Origin of the sequence: Microbulbifer discodermiae (assembly GCF_040742695.1) — a bacterium.
Lineage (GTDB): Bacteria > Pseudomonadota > Gammaproteobacteria > Pseudomonadales > Cellvibrionaceae > Microbulbifer.
This window is the reverse complement of record NZ_JBFLAB010000123.1, coordinates 1-3,773: the sequence shown is the minus strand read 5'-3', so window position 1 is coordinate 3,773 and position 3,773 is coordinate 1. Positions and strand designations below refer to the sequence as shown.

Annotated in this window: 3 protein-coding genes; 2 read left to right on the top strand and 1 reads right to left on the bottom strand. The window is 44.8% G+C overall.

From position 1 onward, the window contains the following. The first annotated feature begins 284 nt into the window (after nucleotides 1–284). Nucleotides 285–872: a hypothetical protein gene (locus AB1S50_RS19165; protein ID WP_367152841.1), complete on the top strand. Its 588-nt coding sequence runs from the start codon at nucleotides 285–287 to the stop codon at nucleotides 870–872. A gap of 111 nt (nucleotides 873–983) precedes the next feature. Continuing rightward, nucleotides 984–1,277 (top strand): hypothetical protein, encoded by a 294-nt coding sequence (locus tag AB1S50_RS19160; protein WP_367152839.1) that lies wholly within the window; start codon nucleotides 984–986, stop codon nucleotides 1,275–1,277. A gap of 421 nt (nucleotides 1,278–1,698) precedes the next feature. On the opposite strand, the gene AB1S50_RS19155 is transcribed toward AB1S50_RS19160, so the two are convergent. Next, nucleotides 1,699–3,102 carry a hypothetical protein gene (locus AB1S50_RS19155; protein ID WP_367152838.1) on the bottom strand — a complete coding sequence of 468 codons (1,404 nt, stop codon included), beginning with the start codon at nucleotides 3,100–3,102 and terminating at the stop codon, nucleotides 1,699–1,701. Nucleotides 3,103–3,773: the final 671 nt, after the last annotated feature.

Here is a 3,773-nt window from a genome sequence, read left to right as displayed (position 1 = left end):
ACGAAGCTCTCGAGGTGTACCGTTGTAAAAAGAGCTTCTTGAGTGATATCAGCGCCACGCATGTCGGAGTAAGACCTAGTTTTTATCGTACGAGAATTTTATCAAAGCCGCTGATGATGCGGGACAATTTCAACAGCCTGTTAGAGTCTCAATTTCGGCTTCCATCATAGTATTTCTGTTATTCCCAATCGGAACAATTATTTCTTTAATACTAATTTTCATGTTAGTGAGACACAAGCATATTTTTTACACATATGGTAGTTAAACACCTAACAAGCGCAGACATGATCGCCAGCAATCGCAATGGGCTCACCACTGTGCTCCTCGACGGTGCTGCGGGGGTTATTTTTATGAGTAGATTTTTCTCCATACTCGCTTTAGCAATTTCTATCGAGTCGTTCGCTTCAAGTGGTGACTGTATTGATCATATGACGCTTTCTTCGAAATATCCGTCACTATGGGTAGAAGAGCTGCGAAGCACAGGGGTTTTTTCAGGTATTTTAAGTGTAGAACCACTGCTTATTCTCAATGAACGCTGGGAAGCGGAAGTTTCGCTACTTAAAACGGAACTGCATGAGCTACGATCAGCCAGTCTTCCGGAAAGTAAGAATGACCAAAGGAATCATGTTGAAAAAGTATTCTCCTTAATGAGTAAACTTGCTAAGCTTGAAAAGGAGCATCCTTATTTTCATAAAAATATCGAATTTACAGAGAGACTATTTATTGCTCGTCTAGGCTTGGCACACAATAATGAAATTTCTAAAGAGCTTAGATCAAAAGGGCAGTGCCTGCCTATTTCCGAGTATAGAAATAAGCTCATAGGAGAGATACAACAGTCAATGAAAAAAATTATAAAAAAAGCTTCTCGGTAAAAGTTTAAACGATATATACATTTTTGTGCATGTTTGTGCCTTTGATTTTTCCTAACGCAGAGCGCTGTTAGCGTAGTCCCTGAGCGCAGGGCAAATTTCAGGAGTTTCGAATTGAAATATGGAGTTCGTTTGCAAGGCGAAAATTATGAGCTGGAAATTGATGGAAAGAAGAAGCCTTTTGGGTTTATAACGACAATATTTGTTAAGGCAAAGACGGTTGAGGAAGCTGAAATTGCTGCAGTTAACCTCGTTCGGAATGATGTTCTCTTAAACGGACTAATGATATCTGGGTCACCATATATTTCAACGCTACGATCGACAGAGATTTGGGAAGAGCGATGGTGGAAGAGATTGGGTGGTAAAGGCTATAGCTTTTTCCCAATGGAGAAGGATAATGAAATCTAGTAAGGTGGATTAGGACAGGCATTAAAATTGCGGGCCTGCTGGAGCTGGCCCACGCCATGATGGTCGCCTTCGGTAGTCTCTACAGCCTGTTTATCCAAAACCCTATTGGCTTTATCTGTACTTGGTAGCTGTTGCCTATCTTGTGATGAACTGGCAGCCACAAATTGGCCAGACAGCGGCAAGGGCGGGTTTCGGGTGGCTGAGCTTTGATGCCTCGGTCTTTGACCGCTCAACCCTGCAGCGGACGAACTATATCGCTTTAGGGTTAAGCGGCTTCCTCACCTTGCGAGGGGAATGGGCGCGATGATTCACTTTTAGCGCCCTACAGGTTCGCAGTCAATACCTGCCCTTCTTGGGCAACACCACTGATATCCGCACTATCACTTCAATTACATGGCACATCACCACTGGGGTTGTTGCGTTATGTGGCATCAGGATTGATCAATACCGACATTGAAGATGGCGAACCCTGATTATTGCTCACCAGAATACTACCGGGGGCATAGCCGAGCAATTCGGAGATATCGAATATACCGGTCGATTCAGAACCCACATTCGTCTGCCCTATACGCAATTTGTTACTGCCATCCGGGTTCATCTGCCAGATTTCACCGGAACTGTTGTCTTCGTTTACAAAGATGATTCCGCCCGGATAATTAACACCATTCAGGGTGGTTGGCGCGGTCCAATCGATATTGTCCGGGTTGTCCAGGCTACCGCTTGAACCACTTTCATTGGCAATCTTGGTCACGGTAAAGCTGGACAAAGCGACATCGAACCCCGTGCTGAATACCAGAGAGAAATTCAGGTTAAATACACCGGAATCCTGGTCGGCAAGCACCACTTCAGTAGGGCTGCCTGGGCTGGTATCAATGTCCTCAAGCTTGCTGGAAGTCAAGGCCCCGGAAGCGCTGGTATCAAAAAAGCCACTATTGGTGTTACCCAGGCTTGGATAGGAGGCATTAAGGTAGTACCAGCTGCCATATGCCAGGCCGTTCCGTGCCAGGAAGCTGTTGGATACATTCCCGCTGATATCCAGCCCCTTCACGCCAATATACAGCTTCATATCCCGGGAACCACCGTCGGGAGATAGAACTATTGCGACATGCTGGGTTTCGCCGGTATCAATGAGCGCAGCATTTTCCCAGGCATCATACGACATGCCCCCGATACCACCGGGAGCACTACCGGTGACTCCACTCAGCTGATAGAGATCACGGTTACTGCTGTCCAGAGCGAACAGGCGCCCGCTACTGACTTCTTCACCGGTAATATAGAGCTGGTCAACAAACCCTCGATTTTCCCCAAACGTATTTAGTGCATACGCTTGGCTTGAGCAGAAACGGGAAAAGCTGGTATTGGAAGTACTGGACGTATTGGTCCAGCTTGAACCACCATTGCTACTCCAGCGATCATAGGCCTGCCGCGCGGCCACGACAAAACTTACACCGCCGGTATTTCCGGCGTTAATCATGTTGTAGATCGCTGTCTGCAAATTAGCAACATCGACATCCACTTCACTGATGGAAGCATCACCAGTTTCATGGTTCACCTGAATCCGGATTGTCGAAGGATTAAGCAGAAAAGCGCCTGCACCATCGAAAATACCGGGCATTGAATGATCGAAACCATCGCCTGAAGGATTGTCACCCTGGGTGATCACCTCAAAGGCTTGCCAACCGTTATAAGTAGAAATCCGTAAAGTACCACCGTCAATAGCGCTCGCAGAGCTGGCAACCAGCATCTGAGCAGCGAAAAAGGCGAAACTAATTTTCCGCGCATATCCTGCCAACCGGCTCCAATTTGAATGTGTTGAAGAATTCATAGCCTGATCTTCTCCTTTTCATTAGAGAAATTTTATAATTTGATAGTTCATATGATTCGACCCAGCACACCATGTACTCAACCCGGAAACTCAATGAACAACCACAGAACTCATTCCCAGTTAAAATAGATTACATTCCATTTGAATCGATTTCGATGGGTGCGCGTTCGAACGATAGTCGGTAACAGTGACGAACTTATGACCACCATAGAAGAATTTAGAATATTACTCGGCATCAAACAGATATTTTATTTGAAATAATTTAGTCAACCGGGATAAGAGGTATATACTGCGCCATATTAATTGGATTTCTCACCAAACCAATGAAATGGAAGTAATCAGATATACCAATATCGAATAATAGATTCGGAGTAAAAATTGACGTTATCCTCCTTTTAGAGAGACGTATTTCTTCTATGTGGAGCACGTGATTGATTTCGATGAGGTTAAATAATCTGCCATCCAAAAAATACACTTATTAAATAGGCGTTATAGCGTCACACCGATCTAATAATTTAAAAAATTTGTCTAGGGAACCTCTGAAAAACTGCTCCAGTCTGGCATAATTTACCCCATTTCCAACATACACAGATTCAATCATGAGCCAACTGACCTTCGCCGAAGCCGAATACACTATCAAGAAACGCAAAACACGGCGCGAACTGTTCCTC